We start from the raw sequence: 25036 nt of genomic DNA on the forward strand, positions 1-25036 counted from the left end.
TACGAATTTAATACTTAATGGGAGTTATTTAATATCTTCGATCACATTGTTTATCAATGTTCTTAAATGATCCTTATGCGCTTTAGATAATTTGTTTCCTGTGCCATTAGAAACCATAGATCTTATTCTTTTTAGATTATACAAAGCCATAGATTTAGAAGCATATGTATATTTTGGTCCTTTAGGGTTTGACTTAGCTACTATATTGATCAATCTATTTGTATATTCTAATTGAAGGTTTTGTCTAAAAACATTTACAGAACCTGCAGCATCAGCCTGAAAAATAGCATTGTTAAGATCAGACATAAACTCTGATAATTTGTACTTATTACCATATAACTCAGAATCTGTAATTCTTTGCAAAGTATTAGGGTGTAAAATATGATCAAGTACCCTTTTTTGGAATCCAAGCACAAGATCATGAATCTTAGGATCTTCTGGGCCTCCAAAGAAATTATATCCTCTTCGTTGCATTGCAATATAGTTGTATAGGTCATTAGGAGCTTTATATGCATCTGGAGAAAACACATACTTTTTTAAAGCATTCATAGCTCTTTTTTGATCTTCGTAGCTAACAGGTGTGAAAGGTTTAGCATTCGCATCTTGTCCTACCATACTTCTGTCCACGTAAACTCCACCTATAAATCTAGAAATCACATTTCCTGCCTGAGCATACTGATTTCTTAAGATATAATAGGCTTGTCTTAACTCCTGATAAGATTCTCCTTTTTTACTAAATTTCAGTTTGATTTCCCCCATCATATTATTTACTAATTCCATTCTATTGATAGAATATGTAATTTGGTCGTTAGACATATCACCAATCATTACTCTCGGGTCTATTGCCTTTCCAGGAGCACGCATATCATCTGCATCATTACCAAAAATCAATTCTGGTTTATTAGATTGACTAGCGATTTTTTCTAGATCTTTTTTAGAGATTACAGGTGTATATCCATATTGTATAGCCCACTTATCATAAGGTCCTACAGTTGTAGAGAAATAATGTCCTTGATTTAATTTATCATTTGTGACATTAATTGCAGTATAATCCATCACAGATCCTGTAAGGCATTTGTCTTTGATAAATTCGGGGTTGTTTAATTCTTCAGGAGAGAACAACTGACTTGCTTTCATATTGTGGTTTAGTCCTAATGTATGCCCCACTTCGTGCATAATAAGCTCCTTCATAGCTTCCCTTTTCATGCCTTTCATTTCGTTGTCATTTGCTCCATAAGCGGTAAGAGCAGCTTGTCCGAATAAAGAATTTTCTTGCATTACCTGACCATATGAACAGTATAAGTGTTTGTCTTTGATCACTGTTGGGTAATTATCCGCTTCTAATTGATCATTAGCAGTAAGATTAAACAATCTGTCATCTTTTACACGGTTGGTATGAAATACATACTCTAACATAATATCTGCACCCAAAATTTCGCCTGTTCTAGGGTTTACAAAACTTGGTCCGTATCCACCGAAGGGAGGTCTTGGCGAAGAAGTCCAACGTAAAACATTATATCTGATATCTCCAGCATCCCAAGTAGCATCATCTGGTTGTAGTTTTACAACCATTGCATTTTTAAAACCAGCTTTTTCGAATGCTTTGTTCCATTCTAATACAGCTTCTTTAATGGTTTCTCTAAACTCTGTAGGAGTTGTGTTTTCCATCCACCATACTATCGGTTGTACAGGTTCCGAAATTGCTTGACTTGGATCTTTCTTTACTAAATTCCATCGATGTACTAAATCTCGATAAGGAGTTGGACTTGTAGAAGTCATATCAGTCACTTGTGTAAAGAAGTAACCAATTCTTGGATCATCAAATCTTGGTTGATAATCATTTTCAGGCATTGCTATCAGACTATGTTCCACCTTAATTGTAACATTTCTACCGTCAGTTACAGCTTCAGAACCTCCATTAAGGATATTGGATTTAGAATATACATAGTGACTATTAATATTCAGATTTTCTGGATAATTTTTAATTGTCTTAATTTTAGTTTTCTCTTTACTAAGAGAACCTAACTTAAAAGCAAAAGGCGATTGTCCAGGAAAGTTAGGCGCTTTAATTTGCTCAAAAGTTTCTTTAAGAAAAAGATCATCTGATTTGATTAAATACAATCCTTTTTCTTCATCAAGTGCTTCGATTTTTAAACTTGCCATGATTCCTTCACTAATATTGGCATTAGAGGCTTTAGATAATGCATTGTCTTTATCGAAGTAATAAGAAACGTTTTGAGTAATAAACTCAATTTTGTTGTAATGTTTTTCGATTTTAAAAACTTTATTATTCATATACGCTCCCCTAAACGCTCCTGCTTCTAATACTCCATCAGAAATCTGACTGAAATAAATAAATTCCTTTCCAATCTGGTCCTTTTTAATAACCATTTTGGTAGTGCCATCGATGGTGTCCCTGTACATAGCGAATAAACCTTCGATTTTTTCGCTTTTTTTAGTAAGATCTTCAATAGATTTTTCTTTGGAATCTTTTTTAGGAGCATCCACTTGTTCTGTTTCTCCCTTTTTTGATTTTTTCTTTTTCTTACGTTGCGCTTCCATGTTTTGGATCCCTACTCCCAAAACGAATACAAGCGATAAGAAAAACAACTTGTTTTTTGATGATGTAATTTTCATTTTTAAATGTTTTTGTTTTCAATAATTGCGGAAGATATCATTTTCCATATATAGTATAAAAGTGTTTAACAATTGTGTTAACATATTATTAATAGTAATTCGTACAACGTAATTGTGTCTTGTTACAAGATTTAGAAAAGAATAAATGTTAAATTTGAACTATGAATAATGAAATATCTAATTAGGTTAAGTAAATTATATAATTCTAAAAAAATAATCGTTTTTGCTGCGTATTTCGTAAATTAGCAGCTCTAAAAACACCTTTTATTGTCAATGGAACAAATAGCACCTTATAAGCCAAAAAATAAAGTTAGAATTGTGACTGCAGCATCATTATTTGATGGGCACGATGCAGCTATTAATATTATGCGTCGTATTATTCAATCTACAGGGGTAGAAGTAATACATTTAGGTCATGATAGAAGTGTAGAAGAAGTTGTTAATTGTGCCATTCAGGAAGATGCTAATGCTATTGCAATGACTTCGTATCAAGGAGGTCATAATGAATATTTTAAATATATGTATGATTTGCTTAAAGAAAAAGGAGCAACACATATTAAAATATTCGGTGGAGGAGGAGGAGTAATCCTACCAGAAGAGATTAAGGATTTAATGGATTACGGAATCACCCGTATCTATTCTCCTGATGATGGAAGATCTTTGGGATTACAAGGAATGATTAATGATTTGGTTAAACAATCGGATTTTCCTATTGGAGACAATCTTAATGGAGAGGCGGATCATTTAGCGGATAAAGAAATTGGAGCTATTGCTCGTGTTATTTCTGCTGCCGAGAATTTTCCTGATATTGCAAAAGACACGTTAGATCAAATTCACGAAAAAAATAAAACATCAAAAACACCAGTTTTAGGTATTACAGGTACTGGTGGAGCAGGAAAATCTTCTTTGGTAGATGAGTTGGTACGCCGATTTTTAATTGATTTTCCTAATAAAACCATAGGATTGATCTCCGTAGATCCATCCAAACGTAAAACAGGTGGAGCTTTGTTAGGAGATCGTATTCGTATGAATGCTATTAATTCACCTAGAGTATATATGCGTTCGCTGGCTACCAGACAATCTAATTTAGCATTGTCTAAATATGTTGCAGAGGCTATTGAAGTTTTGAAGGCAGCAGAGTTTGATATTATTATACTAGAAACTTCAGGTATAGGGCAATCGGATACTGAGATCTTAGAACATAGTGATACTTCCTTATATGTAATGACTCCAGAATTTGGAGCGGCTACTCAGTTAGAGAAGATTGATATGCTTGATTTTGCAGATTTAGTAGCGATCAATAAATTTGATAAAAGGGGTTCTCTGGATGCTCTAAGAGATGTGAAAAAGCAATATATGCGTAACCATCAGTTATGGGATATTCCGCAAGATGATTTACCCGTGTACGGAACCATAGCTTCGCAATTTAACGATCCAGGAATGAATACGCTTTATAAAGCGATCATGGATAAAGTGGTAGAGAGAACAGGAGCGGATCTAAAATCTGATTTCCATATCTCTAAAGAAATGTCTGAAAAGATATTTGTAATTCCACCAAGTAGGACACGATACTTGTCTGAAATTTCAGAAAATAATAGAGCGTACGATAAAACTGCTGATGCGCAGGTAGAAGTAGCACAAAAACTATATGGAATTTATAAAACCATTTGTAGCGTTGCGAATTTAGATTTTGTAGACTTATCTAAGCATGGTATTGAAGAAGATGGACTTAGGAAAGTTAAGAATGATGAGAATAAGGATTTTCTAAAGCTATTACTTGCTGAATTTGATCGAGTAAAATTAAATCTAGATCCTCATAATTGGGAAACAATAACGGGTTGGGCAGTAAAAGTACAGAAATATAAAGATCCCATTTATTCTTTTAAGGTTAGGGATAAAGAAATTAAAATAGAAACACATACTGAATCTTTATCGCATAGTCAGATTCCTAAAGTGGCATTACCAAAATATAAAGCTTGGGGGGATATCTTAAAATGGTGTTTACAAGAAAATGTTCCTGGTGAGTTCCCTTTTGCATCTGGGCTTTATCCTTTTAAACGAACAGGAGAAGATCCAACACGTATGTTCGCTGGAGAAGGCGGACCGGAAAGGACTAATAGACGTTTTCATTATGTGAGTTTAGGAATGCCTGCAAAACGTTTATCAACGGCCTTTGATTCAGTTACGCTTTATGGAAATGATCCTGATCATAGACCAGATATTTATGGTAAAATAGGGAATGCTGGAGTTTCGATTTGTTGTTTGGATGATGCAAAGAAACTATATTCCGGTTTTGATCTAACGCACGCGATGACATCCGTGAGTATGACCATTAATGGTCCCGCTCCTATGTTATTAGGATTCTTTATGAATGCTGCCATTGATCAAAACTGCGAAAAGTATATAAAAGAAAATGATTTAGAAAAGGAAGTAGCTTCTAAAATAGAGAAAATATATAAAGAAAAAGGAGTTGCACGTCCGGCATATCAGGGAGAACTTCCTGAAGGTAATGACGGATTAGGATTAATGCTATTAGGTGTTACAGGGGATCAGGTATTGCCTGCAGACGTATATGCAGAAATCAAAAAAACAACATTAAATACGGTTCGTGGTACTGTACAGGCGGACATCCTTAAAGAAGATCAGGCTCAGAATACATGTATATTCTCTACCGAGTTTGCATTGCGATTGATGGGAGATGTACAGGAGTATTTTATCGAAAAACAAGTACGTAACTTTTATTCGGTTTCTATTTCTGGATATCATATTGCCGAAGCAGGTGCCAATCCGATCACTCAGTTAGCACTAACATTGGCTAACGGATTTACCTATGTAGAGTATTATCTAAGTAGAGGAATGGATATTAATAAGTTTGGTCCAAACTTGTCCTTCTTTTTCTCTAATGGTATCGATCCTGAATATGCTGTTATTGGTAGAGTAGCGCGTAAAATTTGGGCGAAAGCCTTAAAGAATAAATATGGAGCAAATGCCAGAGCCCAGATGCTTAAATATCATATCCAAACCTCTGGTCGTTCTCTACATGCTCAAGAAATTGACTTTAACGATATTCGTACGACACTTCAAGCTTTATATGCAATCTATGATAATTGTAATTCGTTGCACACGAATGCTTACGATGAGGCTATTACTACACCAACAGAAGAATCTGTGCGCAGGGCGATGGCTATACAGTTGATTATCAATAAAGAATTAGGATTAGCTAAAAACGAAAACCCAATTCAAGGATCTTTTATTATTGAAGAATTAACTGATTTAGTTGAAGAAGCCGTATTAACGGAATTTGATAGAATTACAGAACGAGGCGGTGTGTTAGGAGCGATGGAAACCATGTACCAACGTAGTAAAATACAAGAGGAAAGTTTGTATTACGAAACCTTAAAACACAACGGAGAGTTTCCGATCATCGGTGTAAATACATTCTTAAGTTCTAAAGGTTCGCCAACGGTGACACCAGGAGAAGTAATACGAGCTACGGAAGAAGAAAAACAGTATCAAATTACGATGCTTAATGAATTACAGAAAGGAAATGCAAACGAAACTTCTGAGTTGTTAAGAGATTTACAAGAAAGAGCAATTACGAATCAAAATATTTTTGAAGCATTAATGGAAGTATGCAAAAAATGCTCTTTAGGTCAGATTACTTCTTCATTGTTCGAAGTTGGTGGGCAGTATCGTAGAAATATGTAATTGAAGATTTTTTTTCAATTTTAATAATATCAAAAACTTATAAAATCCCGCATCAAAGCGGGATTTTTCTTTTAGGTTAGTTTTTCTATCTTTAGAGAAACACAACTCATCATGAAAAAATTACTCATTACACTGCTTATTTGCGGTAGTACCTTTGCGCAACAAAACTCATTAAAAGCATTAGTTGGAGGAACATTAATTGACGGTTTTGGCGCTACTCCTATAAAAAATAGTGTCGTTATTATAGAGAATGATAAAATAAAAGCTATAGGTACTATATCCACCTTAAAAGTACCTGAGAATGCAGAGGTGATTTCTACAGAAGGAATGTCTGTATTGCCGGGACTTTGGGATATGCACGTACATACGATGATTAATGGTCATGCAGATTATACTTATTGGGATAAAACATATCCACCTTTATTAGAAAATGTTATTATGCCTTCTTCTGCAGAACAATTATTAATGGCAGGAGTTACTAGTGCCAGAGATCTTGGAGGTCCATTAAAAGAAAGTATTTCTGTTAGAGATCGTATTAATAAAGGAGAACTTCCAGGAGCTACATTATATGTCTCAGGACCGTTTATTCAAAAGAAACCGTATCCTGGAACTGAAGCTTTTCGTTGGGGAATTAATGGAGTAGAGGATGCGAAAAAGAAAATAAAGAAATTGGCGGATGCAGGTGTAGATTGCGTAAAACTAATTGATCAGGATCAAATGACTACTGCAGAATTGAAAGCCGTAGTAGATACTGCGCATAAATATAATCTGAAGGTTGTTGCTCACGGACATCGTCCAGAAGAGATAAGAGCAGGACTTCAAGTTAATGTTGATTGTTTTGAACATACAGGTTTGTCATCTGCTCCTAGATATCCTGATGATGTAATGAAGGCTATAAAAGAACGAACAGCACAGATGAATCTTGGTCCTTTGTTCTGGTGTCCAACCGTAGAAGGCTTATATAATTATGAATATGTAAGAGATAATGGAGAGCATTTGGATAATGATTCGTGGCATCGAGGATTGCACGATACGATAGTAGCAGATATAAAAAATAGCTTTATCCACAAAGACCGTTTACCTTATTTTCAGTTAACACCTTTGCGAAAACCTACATTAGAAACTAAAATCAAACAATTAATGGATGCCGGAGTTGTATTGATGATAGGTACGGATAGTGGTATTCCTATGAAATTTCATAGTCAATCCACTTGGAATGAATTAGATGTGTGGGTAAATGAATTTGGAATTGATCCTATGTATGCTATAAAAGCAGCTACCTATTGGCCATCTGTTTGGATGGGAGTTTCAGATAAGGTAGGTACTATAACCGAAGGTAAATATGCTGATATTATTGCAGTAAAAGGAGATGTTATGAGGCATATCAATTTATTGCAAGATGTAGATGTAGTGATTAAGCACGGTAAAAGATATAAATAAGGTCAGTGGTGAATACTTATGGGGGTTTATGGGATTAGGCAAGATTTTTGATAAATGCTATAGTATCAAAAAAAACAACATTTCATGGATCTTAACAAAAATAATCTAATACTCTTTTTAGTTTTTCTAATCAGTACTTTTGGAATATCTCAGACAAAACAAATTATCATTGTTGATGAGCTTACAAATGAACCTATAGAAGGAGTTCATTTATTATACGGTAATCTAGAAGAAGGAAGTTATACAAATGCTGATGGTGTAGCAAATATTATTCTTAGAGAAGAGGTATTGACCATTTCTCACTTGAATTACCAAGATTTGACGATACCTCCAAAAGAAATAGAATTATTAAGTACGGTTGTCTTAAAACCAGATGATGTGCAGTTGGATGAAGTCGTTGTTAATTCATTTAACTTAAAAAAAGCATTGCAGTATGTATTGGATAACTATTATGACCTTTATGTGAACTACCCGACAGAAAAAGAATGTTCTTTTAAAGAAACGTTATTGGTAGATAATAAGATACATCGTTTAATTCTTTCTGACCTTAAAATTTGGACAAAAGATGCAGGTTTTAATAATAGAAAACTAGAAAAAAATATAAAGCTTAAGTTAGGAACCGTTAGCCAAAATAAGAATGTTCCTATGGCCTTTGATATTAATGATAAAGGAGAATCTAATCCAGAATCAAGCGGAAATATAATTACTAAAAGTTTATTGTTAAATACATATTTAGATGCCGCTATAGCTGGATTTTTGAAATATTCAGGAATGATAGAAGAAACGGTAGAAGTATCGTCACCAGATGTGATTATAGTTTCTTTTACAACAGATTGGAAAAATGTTAATGCAATAGCTAATCGAACAAAAGGTAAGTTTGTTTTCGATAAAAAAACGAAAGCAGTTATCGAATTTATAAAAGAGATTGAATTGCGTAATGATATAAAGAAAAAGACTTCAAGTTTTTCCAATAAAGAATATCAATATGAGACCAAAAGTCAGGTTATTTCGTACAATTTCACAAAGAAAATTGATAAAAAATATAGTCTAAGTAAGTTAGGAATTGAAGCTAATGTAGTGCTATCATTAGATGATAAAAACTATAACACAAATTTTAAAAACAATCTTTTCGTTCTTAAAGAAACTAAAAAGAGAAGATTTGGCAATAATGGTATAGTAGATTTAGAGCAACCAATTTATAAAATGATACCGTCTAATGTGATTAATTCTAATGCTATTGTATTAACTGCAAAAGAGAAAGAATTTTTAGAGTCAGAAGATTAATTCATACATCATCTAATTATTAAAAGCTATTTGGATCAAAATGAAGCCTTCAATTTGCAGATAATGGCTAGTTTTTCTATTTCAAATCTTGTAAAAGATATAAATGATTTGTTCTTAGAGAAGTTTTTTTTTTCATAAAGACATCATCCAGTTATGCTGGAGTCTTTTGAACTTTTTTAGTTCTTTACGCAGTAGTCTAACAAAATCTTTACCATTACTTTCTGAACGCTCTAATCTTTCGCAATTTTTATAAAGTTTGTTTGTCAGACTTTCAAGAGAAATGGCATGTTTTAAGCGATCATCTTGAAAAGCCTGATTCTCTGCTTTAATAATTTCAGGCACTAAGGAATCAGAATCTTTTACAATATCTCCGGTAAAGTAAATAAATTGATTTTCGCTTCCGTTTTTTTCTAATGGAGCCAAATCATGAACAAGATATTTAGAAATACTCTTGGATAATATGAGTATTTCTAGAGCTTTTTTATAAAGTCTTATATTTTTAGGGCTCGATTCCATTGTTAAACCAAAATTAAGAGTATTTAGGGAGATATTGCTTTTTACTTTAAAGTAGAATGAGTAATTTGCTTTAGAAAATAAAGTAAAATAAGTTTTTTGATTTAAATCATAATGGACATCACAAACTGGAAAATACTTCACTTATTGCAGAAAAATGCAAGGTTGACCAATGCAGAAATAGGTAGGAACGTTGGATTAAGTTCACCCGCTGTTGCAGAGCGAATAAAAAAAATGGAAGATTATGGCATTATAGAAGGATATACAACAAAGGTATCGTATGCTAAAACCGGATATCAGCTAAAGGCAATTATTACTTTGCGAGCTTTTATGGGACGTCTAAAACCGTTTTTATCCAAAATATCTGAGTTTAGCGAAGTACTTAATTGTTATCGAATTACAGGTAATGAAAATATAATTATGGAAGTAGTTTTAGAAGATCAGGTGCATCTTCAGGGTTTTATCGATAGATTGATAACCTATGGAGAAGCTAAAACTCATATTATTTTATCTAATGTAGTAGAAAACAATCCGATTCTAAATAGGAAAGACTAAAGTAATATAGATAATTCCACAAATAAAATATATACTATCTTTAGAATATTATGTACGTTACCTTAGAATATTATGTTACCGCAATCGTATGCTTGATTACTGCTTTTGTAATTCACAGAATTTACTATAATGAAAAAATTAAAAACCAATCTTCAATATCAATAAGTGGTATTAAATGGTTTGGTTTTGCAATTTTTTTATGGGGATTGGGCGCTCTCATTAACATTTTGTTAGTTCAGTTAATCGAAATTAGAACTACTCATAAAGTTGTTATTTATTTAGGAGTATTAATCTCTTTGGCAAATTCTCTTAGTATATTACTTTCATTACCCTCGATCGAGCATCAAAAAGAACGAAATATTATAGTTAGATTGGTACAGCGATTTTCAGAGAAAGAGTTTGTCACTCTTTTTAGCGGAGTACTTATGATGATTGCTTTTGTCTTTATAGTCACTTCTTATAGTAATACAGAAATCAGTAATAATTTTATTTGGCTTATAGATATTCCAATTTCATTAATTGTAGCGTTTGCCTTATTAAATGAGCTTAATAAAGCCTTTGCAAACCGAAATATGAAGTTTATGGTGTTTCCTTGTTTCATATTATTTGTACTTATAGTTATCGCAGTAACACATAGAATTATACCGCAGGACAGAGCGATAGCGTTTATTGATCAAGAATTTTGGAGTTTATTAGGTGTAATTACTGGATTATCTTTCAAGTTTTTGTTCATTTTATTGTTCTCTATTTTATTATATAGTTGGAAATTCCTTTCGGAAAAGGAGGTGAAACAGACCGAATTAGAAATTCTAACTAAAGAAAAAGAGCAGCTGCTAAGTCAGCAAGGAAAACTGGAATTGGCAAATGAAAGTCATTTAGATACCATTGCTTCTTTACAAAAACGTTTAAGAGAAAGTGATTTAAAAATTAACTCTCTAGAAGAATCAACAAGGGTAATACTGTCTGATAGACAAAAAGAAGTATTAGGAAATCTCGGAGTCTGTGGTGTTAATAAGTCATATACCGAAATTGCGGAGGAGATGAATATTAGCTTGGATGGATTTCAAACTCATATTTATCAAATTAAAAAAGTCCTAAAGATTAGTGGTGCAGATGGTAAGGAACAATTGATAGCATTCGCAAAAGCAAACCAATTACTTAAATATGCAAGCATCATTGATGAAAACACTGATTAAGTATATACTTAATCATTCTAATTTTCTAAATTCATCATTACGTAACCTTTTGTAAGATTCTCTTTTATTCAATCTTCGTCTGAAATAATAAGACTTAAAAACAGATGAAGAAAATCATGACCATGTGTGTCTCACTTTTTGCGTACACATACGCCACAGCACAAGAAGTACGTACAGAATCATTAGATGAACGAATTAATGATGGATTTAAGAATGCTACAGATTGGTTTGTAGATGCAATTTTTGCAGAAATCCCTATAACTTCTCAGGTAGGTATTCCTTGGGTATTGATTGTTTTGCTATTTGGAGCTTCTTATTTCACTATTTATTTCAAAGGGATTAATTTTAGAAATTTTTGGACCTCGATAAACATTGTTAGAGGTAAATATGATGATCTGGAAACATCGAATACTTTAGAGGTTTCCGAATCGGTTCGTACCATAGAAGGAGATCAGCCTGATACTGTTAGAGTAGAAGGTAAAGATGGGGAAGTAAGTCATTTTCAAGCCTTAACAGCAGCATTATCAGCTACAGTGGGCTTAGGAAATGTAGCGGGTGTTGCTATTGCATTGTCCATTGGTGGTGCTGGAGCAACATTTTGGATGATTCTAGTTGGACTTTTAGGTATGGCATCCAAGTTTGTAGAATGTACATTGGGTGTTGCTTACAGGGAAATTGACGAAAACGGAACGGTGTACGGTGGTCCGATGTATTATTTGAGTAAAGGTCTGAAAGAAAAAGGATTAACTACATTAGGAAAAGTGTTAGCTGTGATTTTTGCAATTATGTGTGTAGGTGGATCCTTTGGAGGTGGCAATATGTTTCAGGCTAATCAGGCATTTAAATTATTTGAACATGTAACCGGTGCTGAAAATAGTTTTATCTATGGAAAAGGATGGCTGTTTGGATTAATAATGGCAATTTTTGTGGGGATAGTAATCATAGGTGGTATTAAAAAAATAGCTAAAGTTACCGATAAAATTGTGCCTTCTATGGTAGTGGTGTATATATTGGCAGTTATTACGGTAATAGCTATTAATTATAAAGTAATTCCTGATGCGATTTATGCTATTATAAATGGGGCTTTTAGTGCAGAAGGAATAACGGGGGGAATGATTGGAGTTATGATTCAGGGATTTAGAAGAGCAGCTTTTTCTAATGAAGCCGGAATTGGATCAGCTTCCATTGCACATTCAGCTGTTAAAACCAAATACGCAGCAAGCGAAGGGTTAGTGGCATTGCTAGAGCCTTTTATTGATACAGTAGTGATTTGTACAATGACAGCTATTGTATTGATTATTACAGGGCAAATTCAGGTAGGAACAGAAATTTCTGATGAACAAGGAGTGTTGCTAACTGCCAGTGCATTAGAAAGTGGTATCTCGTGGTTTCCGTATATCTTAAGCTTAGCAGTGATTCTTTTTGCTTTTTCATCTATGATTTCCTGGTCATATTATGGGTATCAAGCTTGGTCCTATTTATTCGGAAGGAAAAAATATGTGGAGTATATCTACAAAAGTATCTTCTGTATCTGTGTAATTATTGGTTCTGCAGCAAGTTTAACGGCAGTAACTGATTTTTCTGATGCCATGATCTTTTCGATGTTAGTTCCTAATATGATAGGGTTGTTTTTAATGGCTCCTAGAGTAGCTAAAGAACTTAAGAAGTATAAACAAGCTATCTCTATGAATAAAATTTTATGAAATAGTTATTTTGCAGTTTTTGGCATAAGATTTGATATTATTTAAGTGTATAGAATTTATCAAAATCTTGTGTGAGGACATTGGTTCAAAGAACTAAAGATAGTACGGGAAAAAAGATAAGAAAAACGCTCGAGTATAACTCCGAGCGTTTTTTTATGAATATCGATTAAGACTGAATTTCTTTTCCTATTTTTAGGTGTAATTATAAGAAGTATGGAGAGAATATATGAATACCTGGAGATCGCTATCGATAAGATTGTGTTTTTTGCACCCAGGATTATTGGAGCCGCATTAGTATTTTGGATAGGATTCAAAATTATTAAGAGAATACTTAAGTGGATAGAAGCGGCATTGAAACGCATGAATATATCAGATACGATGCGACCGTTTCTTTCTTCAATTATATCTGTATTATTAAAAATAGCCATTCTTTTTATTGTCATTTCTATTTTGGGTGCCGACCTATCCGGTTTCGTAGCGATTTTGGCGGCGATTAGTTTTGCCGTAGGACTTTCGCTCCAGGGAAGTTTAGGTAATTTTGCATCAGGTATATTGATTATGTTTCTAAAACCATATCAATTAGAAGATTGGATAGAAGTAGATGAAAAATTTGGGAAAGTAAAGGAGATTGGAATTTTTAACACTACTGTGAAAACACCTGGAAGTAAGGTGCTGATTATTCCCAATTCTAAAATCACAGATGATGTGGTAACAAATTATTCCAGAGAAGGGGTTATACGATTGGAAATTATTGTAACCATGCCCTATAGTGAAGATTTTCCTAAAGTGAAAAAGATTATAGAAGATACATTAAAGCCCATAGAGAAAATACTAGATACTCCTATTCCTGAGATAGGGATAGAAAATTTTGATTCGCATAGCGTATTAATCGCAGTAAGGCCTTATGTAAAACCTGATGATTTTTGGGAAGTGACCTTTGTTGCACATCAGGAGATCAAAAGAGCCTTCAGTGAACATAATATCAAAGTAGCATACTCAGAAGGTGTAGAGTTAGGAAGTATTGGAGTTTAATTTAAATTCAGAACTTTTTATAGCCAATAAAACAAGTGGCATTTTTTTTGTGGCTTTCTAGTTTTATAAAAACATTATAACGTGAAATCCTATTCTATTAAAACTATTATGTTTTGTCTGTTCTTGTACTCAGGTGCAATTATGTATGGTCAAAGCAGATTAAAACTAAAAAAAGGAGAAGTAATTGATTCTCTTACTGTACCTTCTAGTGAAGGAAGTTATTATAGTATATACCTACCCAAAACTTTTGATCTTACTAAAAGTTGGCCAATACTTTTCGGATTTGATTCCAATAACAGTACCAATGCTATAACGAATCTTTTTAGTAAGGCTGCGGAGGAATTAGGGTATGTAATAGTAGTAACCAATTTTTCTAAGAAATCAAGTATTAACGATAAGTCAAAATATGTTGCCTTTTTTATGGAACATATTTTTAGTCTTTTCCCAATTCAAAAAAGAAGAGTTTATGTCGTAGGGGTGGGTAATGATGGGCCTTTAAATAGTTTGTTGCCGCTCGTGTATAAAGAATTTAATGGTGTAATAGCAGTAGGAAATAGTTGTTACTATAATGAATCTATACAAGCGCGAAGGGATTTTTCTTATATCGGAATGGTAGGTGATAAAAATTTTAGGTATCAAGATTTTTTCAACACGAAAAAGTACTTAAGAAGACGAGCGATAATTTCTGATATTTATACGTATCGGGGAAATGAAGAACTTCCTTCAGAAGATTTAATGGTAAAAGCATTGATCTCTTTTACATTACAGGATATGTTAAAAGGTAAAATACAAACAGATTCTATTTGGGTTAAGGATATTTTTAAAAAGGACTTTGAAGAGATAGCTTTATTGAAAACACAAGGTAAATATCTAAAAGCCTATGATGAGTTAACCAGAATGAGAAATAAATACCGTTTATTTTTTGATGTTGATCAACTTAAAGAAGAACAAAAGGTAATAAGAAAGATCGATAGCTACAAAAAGGAGAAAAGACTTAGGTCTAAATATTATAATAAAGAAAAATTATTACGAGAGACATTTATTTTCTCATTAGAAGAAGATATAGAATTTAATCAATATGACAACCTAGGTTGGTGGCAGTATAAAATGAGCGAACTTGATAAACTAGGAAAAAGCAAGGAAAAGTATGCAAGTAATATGGTGTTAAGAACAAAAGATTTCCTAAAGTACGTACTAATAGATTATAAAAAGAATACAGTTAAAGAAAAAAATGTGCTAGACAGAAAAATATTTGTAAATATCTTAAGTACTATAGTTGATAAAAACGATTTTGAATCCTATCGAAAAATTATTTCCCTAAGCGCTATAGATCAAGATAATGCAACTGCACTTTTTTATTTAGAAAAAATGCTTCAGAATGGATATAAAGAACTAGAATCGCTTTATAACATAGAAGGAACCCTAGCACTGAGGATATCTAAAGAATATAATAATGTCATCAAAAAGTACTTGAAAACTTCAAAATATTTCATGGTTGACTAATTATTTAATGACAGAATTGTGTATTTAGTCGATATTAATAAACACTTAATCGTTGTTTTGTTAATAACTTTTTAATTGATTACGGTTTTCGTTTGAAAATTAACATATCTTTATAACACGTAAAATATATATAATGTGTATTGTACAAATTAACATATCAAGAAATATGACGATATGGATTTGAAATTTTAATTTGGAATGCACATTGGGATAAATTAAGTGTGAGGACATTAGTCTAAAGACCCCAAATCTAAAAACTAAAGAGAGTACATAATTTGCCCGATAACAGAAAGCGACCTTTGTATAAGGTTGCTTTTCTTTTTTTATGCCTTTTGTTATTATGTTAGATAACCTAAGTTCGATATAAGGACAGGGCTCGAAAAGCAGTCAAATTGAATGGTTTTTCATAGTGAAACGAAGAAAAATTAGCTTGCTAACCTTTGGAGAGTATCGAAATTAGGCTTTTGATCGAAAATTTACTTGTCATCGATAGTTCTGCTGAGCCTGTCGAAGTATAATTTGCTTGAGGCGGATCACTCTTACTGACGTAAATATTCTTATGTAGAACTCAGGTTTAATAAGGAAATTTGTAAAGAAAACTAAGGTAGTAACCTCTTTCCGGATGTTGTAAAAAGTGAAAAAATAGAGGTTTTTGTGTATTTTGTCGAATATTTATGTTTTTTATCGCTATTTTTTTTTGTATTAACAATTTTTTTACAATATATTTACATTAACTTAAAAATACTATGATGTATGTCCAGAATTAACATTTTAAACTGTATGACGGTACGGATTTAAAATTTTAGTTTGGAATACGTCAGGGTCTATTAGGTGTGAGGACATTAGTCTGAAAGACCCCAAATCTGGAAGCTAAAGAGAGTACGTAATTTGCCCTAAAATTGATGAAAGCGTTCTGTAAAAAGAGCGCTTTTATATTTTCCACCAGTTTCTTGTTTATTTCGAAATTACTAAATGAGGAACTTCTTCTAATTTCCAGTCAATTACAAGTCCCCCAGCTAATGATCTAGCAATTTCTGCTCCATAGAGATGTTCACATAAATATAAGGCTGCTTCAAAACTTTTTGCGCCACCAGCAGAAGTAATGTATTTTCCGTCATGAACGAATAAAACATCTTTTCTAATATCTAGATCCGGAAATGTTTCACGCATTTTATCTATATCACTCGGAAAGGTCGTAGAAACCACATTATTTAGTATTCCGGCTTTAGCTAATACAAAAGCCCCATCACAATGTGAGGTCATATAGGTAGCGGTTTGATCTACTTTTTTTACAAAATCAATCATGGCTGTATCTTCTAAGTCACTATCTAGATGGTGTTCTGCAGAGGGTACAACCAGAATATCAATTTTTGGCAAAGAATCTTTTAAATAATTATAATCAGGTATGATCTTCACACCTTCAAAAGTTGTAATAGGAGCATCAGTATTTGCTACCGTAAAAACATTCATTTGCTTAATGTTTTTACGATACTGTGTATGCTGAAAAATATCAAAAGGTGCAGTAAACTCTGTGTTATAGGTACCATCCATTATAAGGAAAGCTACATTATAACGGTTAGGTTCTAGTTTAGGGAAAGTCTTTTTGGTTTCGACTGTTTCAATTGGTTTTTCTTGATTTTTTTCTTGACAACCAATAATTATTATAGATAGAATAATGTATAATATATGTTTCATAATAGTGTTTCTTAAACATGTTTTAGTGTATGCTTAGTATCTTCTCTATTTACTTTAAGTTTTACAATAAACAACAAAAATGTCCCAATTACTGCGATTCCAGCCATTAATAACCAGGTATTATTGTAACCATATTGATTAATAAATTGCATTCCTGAGTTATGTCCGAATATATGAGCTAGAGAAAAAGACATACTATACATGCCCATATAAGCGCCTTGTCTTCCTCTCTTAGATCTATCCAAGGCGAATGCATTTCCGAAAGGAAATGAAATCATTTCTCCTACTGTGGCTATGATCATACCAATAACTACGATGCCTACCCAGGGACTAACTAAGAGTAATATAAAACTAATCCCAGTAAGAATAAATCCGCTAATTACACTACCAATTTTGGAAAATGAAGTAGACTCTAGATATGCGATTAAAGGCATTTCGAAAATAAAAATTAGAGTTCCATTTAATGCCAGAATCAGACCTATATTTCTTTCAGATAAAAAGTGTACTTCTTTATAATATAAAGGAATCGTGGAGAAGTACTGCACAAATATGAATCCGAATAAAGTTAATGCCACAAGAAAAAGAATATAAACACCATCGCTGTGAGCAGGAGTGGGGTTGTCTACTACAACTTCTTTATCTAATATTCTAGCTTTTTTAGGATGTAATGTTTTAATCATAATAAAACCGGCAATAATACAGGTAATCCCATCTATCCAAAATAATCCAGAATAACCTACAGTAGCAATTATTATACCTCCTAAAGCCGGACCCATGGAGAATCCTAGGTTTATGGCTAATCTTATAAAAGTTAACGATCGTGTTTTGTTTTCAGGTTTGCTATAAGCACTTAATGCAACGAAAAATGCCGGACGCGCAGCATCTGCGATCGCGATAAGAACAAAAAAACTGATGCAGATACTCCAGAAACTGGAAAAATATTGCACGATAAAAAATGAAATACCTGTTAATATGAGGGATCCTAAAATTACTTTATAGTACCCAATTTGATCACTTAATTTACCACCAATCCAAGCACCTAATAAAGAACCTAAACCATAACTTGTCATTACCCATCCTATCTGACCAAATGAAAAGCATAAATCATCAGAGAGATATAATGATAAAAAAGGAATTACCATAGCACCCATCCTATTAATTAATGTGATAAGTGCTAACCACCAAACTTCTTTTGATAAACCAGAAAAAGTATCTATATAATTTAGTAAAAGTTTCTTCAATATATTGATGGTTGGTTTATTAATAACCGGTAAAAGTAACTTTTTGTCGAAAAACTAGATACAAATTTAGAGAATATTAACGTGTTTATTATTAATGGTTTGTATTTTTGCAAAAAATAGGGGACAGTGTACAGATTATCTTTTTTACTATTGCTATTCTTTAGTCATATAGGGGCTCAGGATTCTACAACCATTAAAAAAATATTGGCATTTCAGGAAGAGCTTAATAAAGAGTTTGCTTCTGAAGAGAAATCGCCGTTGACACCAAAAGATTTTAAAACATTCAAGGAGTTGGACTTTTTTGATATTGATACTTCATATAGTGTTTTGGCTAAGTTTATCCGCACGCCATATGAGACTCCTTTTATAATGAAAACTACTACTAATAGAGAGCCTATATATGTAAAATATGGCGAAGCTCATTTCGTACTCCAGGAGAAAAAATGGATATTGAATATATATCAAAGTCAAGGGTTAAAAACGCAACCTGAATATGAGGATTATCTTTTTCTTCCTTTTACCGATTTAAGTAACGGAGAAACCAGTTACGGAGGAGGACGTTTTATAGATCTTAAAATCCCAGAAGATGATATAATTCTTATAGATTTTAATACGGCATATAATCCATATTGCGCTTATAGTGCTAGGTATTCTTGCCCCATTCCTCCAGAAGAAAATCATTTAGAGTTGGAGATTCCTGTAGGTGTCAAAAAATATAATAAACACGAAGCAAACAAATAAAAAAAAAGCGCTCTGAAAACTTCAGAGCGCTTTTAGCATAAACAAACAATATATTAAACTATAATTAATATATTAAAACTTATAGATGGCACCTAGTACAAAAGATGAAAGGCTTTTTTTGAAGTCTCCATCATTATCCGGGAATGTGTCTTCCGATGCAGAATCTAACCTTAACTCAGGTTTAAGTGTAAGATTTCCAATATCGTAACTTCCCGTCAAGGTCGCAGCAATAACACTACCATCTGAATCAGCATCTGTTACTAAAGCTCCGGCACCATCTTCAAATTCAGCAAAATACTCTCCTCTCAATCCTAAAGTGAATTTTTCATCAACCTTAAATTGTGGGTATAATGCTACTCCATAAAATCCGGAAGCATCAGCATCACCTTGATCTTCTGTGGTTAAATATGTTGCATTAACTCCTAAATAAAATTTTTCTGCAAGATCCCAACCTGTAGTTAAATCAGCTTGAAATGTAGGTCCTACTTCTCCCGGTTCTCCTTCGTTTCCGTATCTGAAGTTAAGATAAGCACTACCGTTATCAGCAGAATATCCTATCTGAGCTCCAAAAATATACGTGTCGAATGGATTATTTTCTGTATAATCTGTTGGATTCATAACTGCTACCATTGCAGACCAGTTATCGTTAATTGCAAAATCAGCCTTCAGTCCTGTATGAGAGAAAGGTCCATAAGAGAACATATAAGAAGTAGAATAGTTAAAGTTTCCTGTTGGAGAGATTACTTCATATCCAAGATATGTATTGAAGTTACCAAAAGTAAGTTTGAAATTTTCAGTTACATTCCAGTATGCATATAATTGGTTAATAATATTAGCAGTTGCATCACCAGTTCTGTTCCCAGCAGCATCAAAAACTCCTGAATTAAAAGTTGCATCTGTACCTCTTTGACCATATACGAGATCCGCTACAAATCCTACTTTTTCTCCTTCATAGCCGAGAATCACATTTGCCATACCTAAAGCAAATCCAGATTGATTAGCGAAAGAAGTCGTAGGTGCTGTAGAATTGTCATTTTGTGCTCCAAAATTATATCTAAAATATCCATCTACAGATCCATTAATAGAAAAATTATCGAACCATTTTTTTTCTTCTTCCTCTTGGGCGATTGACGTAAAGCTAATTAGCGCTAAAGAAAAAAGACATGCTTTCTTAAAAAGTTTTGTTACGGTTTTTGTTTTCATAATAAACATTAATTGGTATTAATTTGTTTTTAATTGGAGCTGTAAAACTATGTTAAAACATTTTTACCCCAATAAAAAAAAGGGTTTGAAGTATTATTTTTATGTATTTTTAATTTTATACCCCATAAAAATTAGACATTAATGTTTATTTAGTTGTTTTTTGAGAATTTGAAAGTGCTTTTTTGATACTTTACAGGTTTTAGATATAATAAGTATGTAAAAAGTGTAAAGTATTGTTAGAGAAAAGTAGCTTATTACGTTAAAAATTTCAAAAAAAAAGCTTGCTCATATAGAGCAAGCTTTTTAATAGATATAATTTCAACCTAGTTCACAGCCTGATTACCGTGCTCTCCAGTTCGTATTCTAAAGGTATTCTGTACATCAGACACAAAAATTTTACCATCCCCAACTTCTCCTGTCTTAGCTGCGTCAATAATTGCTTGTACTGTTTTTTCTTCGAATTCATCAGATACGACTATAGAAAGATATCTACGTTGTATATCGGATGTACTGTAGCTAATTCCTCTGTATACCTGTCCTTTTTTTTCATTGCCTACACCTGTAACGTCCCAATATGTAAAGAAGTTTACTTCTATTTCATGCAATGCATCTTTAACTGCTTTAAATCTTGATTTACGTATAATAGCTTCTATTTTTTTCATTTAATGTTGGTTGTTTTAATAGGTTGAAAAAGTTTAATAAAATGAAAGGGTTGTCTAAAAAACAAATATTAATGTCAAAATATTTTAACCTAAATACATAGACGGGTGTTAAGTTTTTAAGTACTTTGATTTTTAAATTGTCTTAGGCAAGCTCGGGTTAATGACTTCTTTTATTTTACAATCCACATTCCTAAAAATACTAAAAGAAATCCTATAATGAAAGAACTAATGGTATAGATACTAAAGCTTACAAAATCACCTGATCGTAAAAGCATGTGGTTTTCATAAGCAAAAGTAGAAAAGGTGGTAAATCCTCCACAAAATCCTGTAGCAAGCAATAAAACAGCATTTTGAGACAAGACATTGTTTTTAAGCGCCAATCCCAGAATAATGCCTATCAGAAAGCTTCCAAGAATATTAGCGGTAAAGGTTCCATAAGGAATTCCGTTAGTATCATTATTTAAATACTTACTGATAAGGAATCTGGCAACGCTACCAGTACCGCCTCCAATAAAGACTAGTATTAACTGTTTCATTTGGAATGTAGTTGTCGACTAGATGAAAAACTAATTTTTTCAACTTTTACTTTATCGGTATATATATTTCTGTGATCCATTCAGCTGGATTGGGTTGCAGACCTGGATCTACTCTATATACTTCAAAAGCAGAAGATGTTTCACTAAGTTCTAAACCATTATCATTAATGTATTTATAACCTGCTTCCCAAGCTTCTTTTAGATTTGCATAATCTCCCTTTAATGTTGTTTTCACCACTTTTTGTTTAGGTAAAAAGTCACAACGTATATTACTATCGGCAGGAGTTATCACTTCATCTCTAACCGGAATTCCGGTTGAATAAATAGCAGTTCCTTGCTCCTCATTAAATTCATTATAAATGGTTAAAGGCATTCCTGTCTGAGGTAGATTATTTTGTCTTACATATGCCATTACTGCAGGTAGCATTTGTGCCATTTTTTGAGAAATATCAGCAATAGGAGATGCAGTAGCACTGTACATATAGTAACCGCCTCTATGCTCTGTTATTCCGTCTACACTTACAGAATGTTCTTTCATTTTTTCGTTTACAAAAATGTCTAGTTTTTCTAGACCCTTTTGATACATTGGTTTGATGCTTTGAGATAAGGTGCTGTCTTGAGTCATCCAGAATGCTTTTTCCATAAAAGATTGTTCCCCTTTAATTCCCCAAGTAACCTTTGTTTTTTTGCCTTCTAATTTCTCGAATTTCCAGTATACATTACTAATACTTTCTCCCATCGGAGTAATGAAAGTGATTTTTTGATCAATACTAGTAAATGGTGCAGCTTTTACTGTCTTCATACTTCCGTCTCCTTGAGTTTCACTTTTCCAGCTATACGAAGCGCCATCACCACTGGTTTGACTTGCATATTCCATGATCATATCATCAGAATCATCCATCCAAGGGCCCCATTTCTCCCAAGTTTTATATTCATTGATTGTGTTAAAAAGTAATTCATCAGGAGCATCAATTACTCTACTTTCTTCTGCTTGATATTTACCATCTGTAATGGTTATATAAACAGCACCACCGATAACAATAATAAGTAAAAGAAAAAATAAATATTTTATAATCTTCATGTTAGTTAGTTTAGATTTTTTCTGTAGCTAATATAGTCAATTTTTGAGATGGTTTTTTAGTTTAAAGATTTTCAAGACTTTGACTATTTAGGTTTTGGAATTTTACAGGATTAAAACGAAATGAAATTCAAAATATAGATTTTTTTTATTTCGTTACATTTGCTGAGAACAATAAACATAAACAAATGAAACTTAATCGTATAATATTTTTTATAGCCATTAGTGCGATGCTAATAGCTTGTAAAAAGGATCCTAGTATACAGGATCAAATTAATCAACAGGAGACAAAACAAGAAATAGTAGAAGAAAAATTCGATTATAATGTAGAGCAGTTTGCGGATATTAAAGTGCTGCGATACCAAATTCCAGGATGGGAAAATCTCTCATTAAAAGAACAAAAGTTAGTATACTATCTTACACAAGCTGGTTTAAGTGGAAGAGATATTATGTGGGATCAAAATTATCGACATAATCTTCAGATTCGTAAGGCGTTAGAAAATGTGTATACTTCATATGCCGGGGATAAAACTAGTAGTGATTGGAAATCTTTTGATACATACCTTAAAAGAGTATGGTTCTCTAATGGGATTCACCACCATTATAGTAATGATAAGATCAAACCAGAATTTACAAAAGATTACTTGGCTACACTTTTAACAGAAACTAAAACTGAGTTATCTGAAGATGCTATCAACATTATGTTTAATGAGGAAGATGCTAAAAAAGTAAACCAGGCGAAAGGTATTGATAACGTAGCGCTGTCCGCAGTTAATTTTTATGGACCTGGCGTAACTAATAAAGATGTTGAGTCTTTTTATAGTAAAATCAAATCTCCTGATCCTAAAAAACCATTATCTTATGGTTTAAATTCTCAACTAGTAAAGGAGAATGGAGAGCTTAAAGAAAGAGTGTACAAATCAGGAGGGTTATATGGTGCAGCAATTGATGAGATTATCAAATGGTTAGAAAAAGCACAAGGCGTTGCAGAAAATGAGGCTCAAGGAAATGCATTGACATTATTAATACAATATTATAAAACAGGTGATCTAAAAACTTGGGATGATTATAATGTAGCTTGGACTAAAGCAACAGAAGGAAATATTGATTACATAAATAGTTTTATAGAAGTATATAATGATCCTCTCGGATATAGAGGGTCTTATGAGACAATCGTGCAGATTAAAGATTTTGATATGTCTAAGAAAATGGCAGTTTTATCAGAAAATGCACAATGGTTTGAAGACAATTCCCCGTTAATGGACGAACACAAAAAAGACAGTGTAGTAGGAGTGACTTATAAAGTTGTTACTGTTGCAGGAGAAGCTGGAGATGCATCTCCAAGTACGCCAATAGGAGTGAATCTTCCGAATGCGAACTGGATAAGAGCAGCTGTAGGATCAAAGTCAGTATCATTAGGTAATATTATTGGAGCTTATAACAATGCAGGAAGTTCTGGTCGTCTTAAAGAATTTGTTCATGATGATGAAGAATACGAATTAGAAAAAAAGTATGGCCAATTAGGAGATAAGTTGCATACAGCTTTACACGAGGTAGTAGGGCATGCATCGGGTCAATTAAACCCTGGAGTAGGAGAAACTAAAGAAACGCTAAAGAATTATGCTTCTACAATGGAAGAAGGGCGTGCAGATTTAGTTGGACTATACTACTTAATGGATCCAAAATTACAAGAATTAGGTTTGGTAGAAGACTGGGAAAAAGTTGGAAAAGCTGCCTATGATGGGTACATCAGAAATGGATTGATGACCCAGTTAATTCGTCTTAACCTTGGTGATGATGTAGAAGAAGCGCATATGCGTAATCGTCAGTGGGTAAGTGCCTGGGCTTTCGAGCAAGGAGAAAAAGACAATGTAATCGAGAAAGTTACCAGAGATGGAAAAACATATTATAATATCAATGATTACACAAAGCTTCGTGAAATCTTTGGTCGTTTATTACGTGAAACGCAGCGTATCAAATCTGAAGGAGATTTTAAAGCTGCTGAAGCATTAGTAGAAGGATATGGAGTGAAAGTTGATCAGGCAATTCACGCAGAAGTTTTAAAAAGGAATGAACAGTTTACATCTGCTCCTTATAGTGGATTTGTAAATCCTGTTTTGGTTCCTGAAACAGATGAGAATGGAGAGATTACTAAAATTAATGTAACACAACCTACAGATTTTGTAACTCAAATGCTAGAATATAGCAAGGCATATGGATTCTTACCTGAAGTGAATTAAAGAGAAATAAAGTAATATAATCGAGCCAGGACTTTAGAAATAGAGTTCTGGTTTTTTTATGAAAAATTG

At 32.9% G+C, this 25036-nt stretch carries 18 protein-coding genes; 10 read left to right on the plus strand and 8 right to left on the minus strand.

The annotated features are described in order from the left end of the window. Positions 1–24: 24 nt before the first annotated feature. Positions 25–2637: a zinc-dependent metalloprotease gene (locus D1818_RS21215; protein ID WP_118461583.1), complete on the minus strand. Its 2613-nt coding sequence runs from the start codon at positions 2635–2637 to the stop codon at positions 25–27. Positions 2638–2910: 273 nt separating this feature from the next. On the opposite strand from D1818_RS21215, the gene D1818_RS21220 reads away from it, so the two are divergent. From D1818_RS21220 to D1818_RS21230, 3 genes are all read left to right on the plus strand, one after another. Continuing rightward, positions 2911–6345: a methylmalonyl-CoA mutase family protein gene (locus D1818_RS21220; protein WP_118461585.1), complete on the plus strand. Its 3435-nt coding sequence runs from the start codon at positions 2911–2913 to the stop codon at positions 6343–6345. A 111-nt stretch (positions 6346–6456) separates the two neighbouring features. Beyond that, positions 6457–7785 (plus strand): amidohydrolase family protein, encoded by a 1329-nt coding sequence (locus D1818_RS21225; protein ID WP_118461587.1) that lies wholly within the window; start codon positions 6457–6459, stop codon positions 7783–7785. Positions 7786–7869: 84 nt separating this feature from the next. Continuing rightward, positions 7870–9069 (plus strand): hypothetical protein, encoded by a 1200-nt coding sequence (locus D1818_RS21230; protein WP_118461589.1) that lies wholly within the window; start codon positions 7870–7872, stop codon positions 9067–9069. A gap of 132 nt (positions 9070–9201) precedes the next feature. On the opposite strand, the gene D1818_RS21235 is transcribed toward D1818_RS21230, so the two are convergent. Beyond that, on the minus strand, positions 9202–9585 hold the full coding sequence (locus tag D1818_RS21235) for a hypothetical protein (protein ID WP_118461592.1): 384 nt from the start codon (positions 9583–9585) through the stop codon (positions 9202–9204). A 111-nt stretch (positions 9586–9696) separates the two neighbouring features. Here D1818_RS21235 and D1818_RS21240 point away from each other — a divergent pair, with 111 nt between their 5' ends. The 5 genes from D1818_RS21240 (at position 9697) to D1818_RS21260 (ending at position 15571) form a co-directional block, all read left to right on the plus strand. After that, positions 9697–10137, plus strand: coding sequence for an Lrp/AsnC family transcriptional regulator (locus tag D1818_RS21240; RefSeq protein ID WP_370449430.1), 441 nt, complete (start codon positions 9697–9699; stop codon positions 10135–10137). Positions 10138–10187: 50 nt separating this feature from the next. Further along, positions 10188–11333, plus strand: coding sequence for a hypothetical protein (locus D1818_RS21245; protein ID WP_118461596.1), 1146 nt, complete (start codon positions 10188–10190; stop codon positions 11331–11333). Between the two features lie 104 nt (positions 11334–11437). Further along, on the plus strand, positions 11438–13036 hold the full coding sequence (locus D1818_RS21250; protein ID WP_118461598.1) for a sodium:alanine symporter family protein: 1599 nt from the start codon (positions 11438–11440) through the stop codon (positions 13034–13036). A 213-nt stretch (positions 13037–13249) separates the two neighbouring features. Continuing rightward, entirely contained in the window at positions 13250–14068 is an 819-nt protein-coding gene (locus D1818_RS21255) for a mechanosensitive ion channel family protein (protein ID WP_118461600.1), read from the plus strand. Between the two features lie 81 nt (positions 14069–14149). Continuing rightward, entirely contained in the window at positions 14150–15571 is a 1422-nt protein-coding gene (locus tag D1818_RS21260) for a hypothetical protein (RefSeq protein WP_162897295.1), read from the plus strand. A gap of 954 nt (positions 15572–16525) precedes the next feature. On the opposite strand, the gene D1818_RS21265 is transcribed toward D1818_RS21260, so the two are convergent. Beyond that, complete coding sequence (locus tag D1818_RS21265) at positions 16526–17266, minus strand: DJ-1/PfpI family protein (protein WP_118461604.1); 741 nt, start codon at positions 17264–17266, stop codon at positions 16526–16528. 11 nt (positions 17267–17277) lie between these two features. Continuing rightward, positions 17278–18507 carry an MFS transporter gene (locus D1818_RS21270; protein ID WP_118461606.1) on the minus strand — a complete coding sequence of 410 codons (1230 nt, stop codon included), beginning with the start codon at positions 18505–18507 and terminating at the stop codon, positions 17278–17280. A 126-nt stretch (positions 18508–18633) separates the two neighbouring features. Between D1818_RS21270 and D1818_RS21275 the strand changes: the two genes are divergently transcribed. Beyond that, a complete protein-coding gene (locus tag D1818_RS21275) occupies positions 18634–19248 on the plus strand; it encodes a DUF1684 domain-containing protein (protein WP_118461609.1) in 615 nt (204 codons plus the stop codon). 72 nt (positions 19249–19320) lie between these two features. On the opposite strand, the gene D1818_RS21280 is transcribed toward D1818_RS21275, so the two are convergent. The 4 genes from D1818_RS21280 to D1818_RS21295 form a co-directional block, all read right to left on the minus strand. After that, positions 19321–20451, minus strand: a complete 1131-nt coding sequence (locus D1818_RS21280) for a porin (RefSeq protein WP_118463993.1) — start codon at positions 20449–20451, stop codon at positions 19321–19323. Positions 20452–20774: 323 nt separating this feature from the next. Then, positions 20775–21113, minus strand: a complete 339-nt coding sequence (locus tag D1818_RS21285) for a P-II family nitrogen regulator (protein WP_118461611.1) — start codon at positions 21111–21113, stop codon at positions 20775–20777. Between the two features lie 170 nt (positions 21114–21283). Next, positions 21284–21649, minus strand: a complete 366-nt coding sequence (gene crcB / locus D1818_RS21290) for a fluoride efflux transporter CrcB (RefSeq protein WP_118461613.1) — start codon at positions 21647–21649, stop codon at positions 21284–21286. A gap of 46 nt (positions 21650–21695) precedes the next feature. Further along, complete coding sequence (locus tag D1818_RS21295; protein ID WP_118461615.1) at positions 21696–22730, minus strand: GyrI-like domain-containing protein; 1035 nt, start codon at positions 22728–22730, stop codon at positions 21696–21698. Positions 22731–22915: 185 nt separating this feature from the next. On the opposite strand from D1818_RS21295, the gene D1818_RS21300 reads away from it, so the two are divergent. Continuing rightward, positions 22916–24967, plus strand: a complete 2052-nt coding sequence (locus tag D1818_RS21300) for a dihydrofolate reductase (protein ID WP_118461617.1) — start codon at positions 22916–22918, stop codon at positions 24965–24967. Positions 24968–25036: the final 69 nt, after the last annotated feature.

This window comes from Aquimarina sp. BL5 (assembly GCF_003443675.1).
Lineage (GTDB): Bacteria > Bacteroidota > Bacteroidia > Flavobacteriales > Flavobacteriaceae > Aquimarina.

Excerpts from the sequence above, each read along its gene's own strand:
- D1818_RS21215 (WP_118461583.1), bottom strand. The coding sequence starts at position 2,637 with ATGAAAATTACATCATCAAAAAACAAGTTGTTTTTCTTATCGCTTGTA.
- D1818_RS21225 (WP_118461587.1), top strand. The coding sequence starts at position 6,457 with ATGAAAAAATTACTCATTACACTGCTTATTTGCGGTAGTACCTTTGCG.
- D1818_RS21235 (WP_118461592.1), bottom strand. The coding sequence starts at position 9,585 with ATGGAATCGAGCCCTAAAAATATAAGACTTTATAAAAAAGCTCTAGAA.
- D1818_RS21295 (WP_118461615.1), bottom strand. The coding sequence starts at position 22,730 with ATGAAGATTATAAAATATTTATTTTTTCTTTTACTTATTATTGTTATC.
- D1818_RS21230 (WP_118461589.1), top strand. The coding sequence starts at position 7,870 with ATGGATCTTAACAAAAATAATCTAATACTCTTTTTAGTTTTTCTAATC.
- D1818_RS21280 (WP_118463993.1), bottom strand. The coding sequence starts at position 20,451 with ATGAAAACAAAAACCGTAACAAAACTTTTTAAGAAAGCATGTCTTTTT.
- D1818_RS21285 (WP_118461611.1), bottom strand. The coding sequence starts at position 21,113 with ATGAAAAAAATAGAAGCTATTATACGTAAATCAAGATTTAAAGCAGTT.
- D1818_RS21255 (WP_118461600.1), top strand. The coding sequence starts at position 13,250 with ATGGAGAGAATATATGAATACCTGGAGATCGCTATCGATAAGATTGTG.
- crcB (WP_118461613.1), bottom strand. The coding sequence starts at position 21,649 with ATGAAACAGTTAATACTAGTCTTTATTGGAGGCGGTACTGGTAGCGTT.
- D1818_RS21220 (WP_118461585.1), top strand. The coding sequence starts at position 2,911 with ATGGAACAAATAGCACCTTATAAGCCAAAAAATAAAGTTAGAATTGTG.
- D1818_RS21250 (WP_118461598.1), top strand. The coding sequence starts at position 11,438 with ATGAAGAAAATCATGACCATGTGTGTCTCACTTTTTGCGTACACATAC.
- D1818_RS21265 (WP_118461604.1), bottom strand. The coding sequence starts at position 17,266 with ATGAAACATATATTATACATTATTCTATCTATAATAATTATTGGTTGT.
- D1818_RS21240 (WP_370449430.1), top strand. The coding sequence starts at position 9,697 with ATGGACATCACAAACTGGAAAATACTTCACTTATTGCAGAAAAATGCA.
- D1818_RS21300 (WP_118461617.1), top strand. The coding sequence starts at position 22,916 with ATGAAACTTAATCGTATAATATTTTTTATAGCCATTAGTGCGATGCTA.
- D1818_RS21245 (WP_118461596.1), top strand. The coding sequence starts at position 10,188 with ATGTACGTTACCTTAGAATATTATGTTACCGCAATCGTATGCTTGATT.